At 40.9% G+C, this 4,607-nt stretch carries 4 protein-coding genes; 3 read left to right on the forward strand and 1 reads right to left on the reverse strand.

From position 1 onward, the window contains the following. Positions 1–189 precede the first annotated feature (189 nt). On the forward strand, positions 190–1,545 hold the full coding sequence (glmU, locus tag ACIR131C_RS0100620) for a bifunctional UDP-N-acetylglucosamine diphosphorylase/glucosamine-1-phosphate N-acetyltransferase GlmU (RefSeq protein WP_028088681.1): 1,356 nt from the start codon (positions 190–192) through the stop codon (positions 1,543–1,545). 64 nt (positions 1,546–1,609) lie between these two features. Here glmU and petM read toward each other — a convergent pair whose 3' ends face one another. After that, on the reverse strand, positions 1,610–1,714 hold the full coding sequence (gene petM / locus ACIR131C_RS0100625; RefSeq protein ID WP_028083694.1) for a cytochrome b6-f complex subunit PetM: 105 nt from the start codon (positions 1,712–1,714) through the stop codon (positions 1,610–1,612). A gap of 199 nt (positions 1,715–1,913) precedes the next feature. Here petM and pdxA point away from each other — a divergent pair, with 199 nt between their 5' ends. Together pdxA and ACIR131C_RS21385 are read left to right on the forward strand one after the other, a co-directional pair. Continuing rightward, on the forward strand, positions 1,914–3,008 hold the full coding sequence (pdxA, locus tag ACIR131C_RS0100630) for a 4-hydroxythreonine-4-phosphate dehydrogenase PdxA (RefSeq protein WP_028088682.1): 1,095 nt from the start codon (positions 1,914–1,916) through the stop codon (positions 3,006–3,008). 56 nt (positions 3,009–3,064) lie between these two features. Continuing rightward, on the forward strand, positions 3,065–4,573 hold the full coding sequence (locus ACIR131C_RS21385; RefSeq protein WP_035371266.1) for a UDP-N-acetylmuramoyl-L-alanyl-D-glutamate--2,6-diaminopimelate ligase: 1,509 nt from the start codon (positions 3,065–3,067) through the stop codon (positions 4,571–4,573). Positions 4,574–4,607: the final 34 nt, after the last annotated feature.

A 4,607-nucleotide genomic window follows, 5' to 3' on the forward strand; every position in this document is an offset into this window, starting at 1 on the left:
TGCCCGCACCACAAGAGTTTTATTATTAATATCTGTACTTCATAATATCGGAAACTGCTGTATTTTACTTTGGTTCTAATCATCTAAAATTTTCTTATGACTCCCGCTACAGATGATTAACTGATATGATATCGCCTGGAAGGAAGCAAGTCAAAAAGGCATTGATCGCAAATTTACTGATAGCTAATTATGGTTGTTGTAGCAATTCTCGCGGCAGGAAAAGGAACAAGAATGAAATCTAATCTGCCTAAGGTTTTACATTCTTTGGGTGGAAAATCTTTGGTGGAACGCGTTATTGAAAGTGCTGAACCCCTTTCACCTTCACGCAAATTAGTGATTGTTGGTTATCAGTCTCAGGAAGTAAAAACGGCTATTGATTCAATTCATGGCGTGGAGTTTGTGGAACAAACTGTACAATTAGGTACGGGTCATGCTATCCAACAATTACTTCCCTATTTACAAGATTATACTGGGGATTTATTAATTTTAAATGGTGATGTCCCTTTGTTGCGAACTGAAACTCTGAAAGCTCTTTTACAAACTCACCAAGAAAATCATAATTCCTGTACTATTCTGACTGCACAATTGGCAAATCCTCAAGGTTATGGTAGGGTTTTCCGTGATAGTGCAGGTGTTGTCCAAAAAATAATTGAGGATAAAGATTGTACTCCTAATCAAAGAGAAAATAACCGAGTAAATGCTGGTATTTATTGCTTTCGTTGGCCAGATTTGGCTAACATTTTACCACATTTACAAGCTAATAATGCCCAAAAAGAATATTATCTTACTGATGCTGTAACTCAGGTGGGTAAGGTAATGGCGGTAGATGTTCAAGATTACCAAGAAATTTTGGGAATTAATGATAGATTACAATTGGCGGCTGCTAATGATATTTTCCAAAGACGCATTCACGCAAAATGGTTGTTAGCAGGTGTGACGTTAATTGACCCGGCTAGTATTACTATTGATGAAACTGTGGAGTTACAGCCAGATGTGATTATTGAACCTCAAACTCATTTGCGTGGAAAGACGGTAATTAAGTCTGGTAGTCGTATTGGTCCGGGAAGTTTAATTGAAAATAGCAACTTGGGTGAAAATGTCACTGTCCTATATTCTGTAGTCACGGATAGTATTATTCAGGATAATACCCGCATCGGTCCCTATGCCCATTTACGCGGTCATGCTAATGTGGGTGTAGGTTGTAGAATTGGTAATTTTGTCGAGTTGAAAAACACTCAATTGGGCGATCGCACTAATGTGTCACATCTCTCATATTTAGGTGATACGACCGCTGGAACTCAGGTAAATGTCGGTGCAGGGACAATTACTGCTAATTATGACGGTGTGAATAAGCATAGAACAATTATTGGCGATCGCACCAAAACCGGTTCTAATAGTGTTTTAGTTGCACCTATTACTATCGGGAATGATGTCTACATCGCCGCAGGTTCAACTGTGACAGAAGATATCGCCGATGATGCCTTAGTAATTGCACGTAGTCGTCAGGTAGTCAAACCAGGTTGGAAAATGAAAGCTCAAGATTGACATTTTTTGTTTTGTAGGGTGCGTTGGGAACGCACCATAATCTCACAAATATCTTGAATTGGCTTTATTCTTCCGCACCTTGAATTTTCAGTAACAAAGCACCGATAGCCCAACCTACGAAGATGAGACTAAAAGGTAATATAGCTGCATTTAACATTTCACTGCTCATTATGTTACAATTCTCCTGATTGTGTTTATGATCAACTCAGTTTATCAAAACTATCGAGTTAGACCTTTATCAACTATTCTAAACCAATTTGGGAACAGGGAATAGGGAATAGTCAAAAGTCAGTGTTCAGTGGTCAGTAGCAAAGAAACAACAACTGACAAACAACAACTGACAAACAACAAATTACCAATTACCCAACATGACTAATCACAATAAACGCCCACGGTTGGTATTAACGCTAGGAGATCCGGCTGGTATCGGACCAGAAGTAATTTTGAAGGCTTTAGCAGATCCACAAGTGACTCAAAATTGTGATCTGACGGTAGTAGGTAACAAAAATTTAATAACTATAACTTATGAAAATATCAGTAAAAATATTGATAATGATCTAATTTTGGCAAATCCCGCTGATTTGTCTATTATTGACCTACCTGCTGTTGGTGAAATTGTCACGGGTGTGGGTAATGCGGCCAGTGGCGCGGCGAGTTTTGCTTATATGGAATATGCTATATCTCACACTTTGGCGGGTGAATTTGATGGAATTGTCACAGGACCTATCGCTAAATCAGCCTGGAAAGCCGCAGGTTACAACTATCCGGGACAAACGGAACTTTTAGCCGCTAGGGCTGGCTTTAATATCTCCAAAGACCGGTTTGGAATGTTGTTTGTGGCACAATCTCCCTTGACCGGTTGGACACTCCGTACTTTACTTGCTACCACACATATTCCCTTATGTCAAGTACCCAATACATTAACGCCAGAATTATTGACAAAAAAACTAGATTTGCTGGTAGAGTGTTTGGAAAATGATTTTGGGCTGAAAAATTGGAGAATTGTGATCTCCGGTTTAAATCCCCACAGTGGAGAAATGGGACAATTGGGAACGGAAGAAATAGACTGGTTAATTCCCTGGTTGGAGTCACAACGCCAAAAACACCGCGCCAAAAACTCCCTAAATCAGTTAGAAGGACCAATACCACCAGATACAATGTGGGTAAAACCAGGTCTGGCTTGGTATGGAAATGGTGAGGTCAAAAATCCCGCTGATGCTTATTTAGCACTTTATCACGACCAAGGTTTAATTCCTGTTAAATTAATGGCTTTTGATCGGGCTGTAAATACTACCATTGGTTTACCTTATGTACGGACTTCACCAGACCACGGAACAGCCTTTGATATTGCGGGAAAGGGTATTGCTGACGCAACAAGTATGAAAGCAGCAATCCAATTGGCGGTAGAATTGGTCAAGCATCAAGTAAAACGAAAACACCTTGATCATAAAATTTCCCCATAAACTACAAAATCATGTTTAAATAAGCCCAAGACAAGCTTGTGGCGAGGTTGGTACAGATGAAATTACGGGAATTATTAGCGACTGTAGATGGAATTGGATCTCCTGTAAATATACCGGATATTGATATTCAGGGGCTGAAAACAAATTCTCATGCTTGTACGACCGGAGATTTGTTTTTGGGAATGCCAGGAACTAGAGTAGATGGTGGGGAGTTTTGGCCAAGTGCTTTAGCTGCTGGTGCGGTAGCGGCCATTGTTTCCTCCGCAGCAATTCTTAAAACTCCCCCTTCACCAAATTCTCTAGTCATTAGTAGCGATAATATGACTAAAACCTGCGCTCAAATAGCCGCAGCTTTTTATGGTTATCCCGGACAAAAACTCAAAATGGTGGGTGTAACGGGGACAAACGGGAAAACGACCACTACCCACTTAATTGAGTATTTTCTCACAAAATCTAGTTTACCGACGGCTTTAATTGGCACTCTTTACACCCGTTGGCCTGGTTTTGAACAAACATCTGTGAATACTACTCCCTTTGCTGTGGATTTACAACAGCAATTAGCCAATGCTATTAATGCTGGTTGTGAAACCGTCGTCATGGAAGTTAGTTCTCACGCTTTAGCCCAGGGTAGAGTGTTAAATTGTGATTTTGAGGTCGGAGTCTTTACTAATCTCACTCAAGACCATTTAGACTATCATAGGGATATGGAAGACTATTTCGCCGCGAAAGCATTGCTATTTAGTTCAGACTATCTCCAAGGAAAAGCAATTCTTAACGCCGATGATGCCTACTGTCAACGCTTAATTGCGTCCACAAAATCCGACCAGGTTTGGAGTTATAGCGTTAACAATAATACCGCCAATTTTTGGATGAGTGATTTAAATTATCAACCCAATGGTGTCAGTGGAATTTTACATACTCCTCAAGGAAATACAGCTTTTAGTTCCCCTTTAGTTGGTCAATATAATCTCGAAAATCTCTTGGCTGCGATCGCTGCGGCTCTCCATTTAGGGTTAAATTTAGATTTGGTAGTAAATGCCATTCCTGAGTTTCCCGGCGTTCCTGGACGCATGGAACGGGTACTTAATCCACAACAGGATATTAGCGTGATTGTGGATTATGCCCATACTCCCGATAGTCTGGAAAATTTGCTCAAAGCTGCTCGGCCTTTTATTCCTGGTAAAATGATTTGTGTGTTTGGTTGTGGTGGAGACAGAGATCGCACTAAACGTCCAAAAATGGGGAAAATAGCGGCAGAATTGGCTGATTTAGTGGTGGTGACTTCAGATAATCCCCGCACAGAAGATCCAGAAAAGATATTACAGGACATATTGGCAGGCATTCCTGATATATTACAACCAATAGTTATCAGCGATCGCGCTACCGCAATTCGTACGGCAATTCTCCAAGCTCAACCCGGAGATGGTGTATTATTAGCTGGAAAAGGTCACGAAGACTATCAAATTCTGGGAACTGAGAAAATCCACTTTGACGACAGGGAAGAAGCACGGGAAGCCTTACAGCAAAGAACAGGTGACAGGGAACAGGGAACAGGGAACAGGTGACAGGGAACAGGGAACAGGGAACAGGGAACAGGGA

It is taken from the genome of Dolichospermum circinale AWQC131C (genome assembly GCF_000426905.1).
GTDB lineage: Bacteria > Cyanobacteriota > Cyanobacteriia > Cyanobacteriales > Nostocaceae > Dolichospermum > Dolichospermum circinale.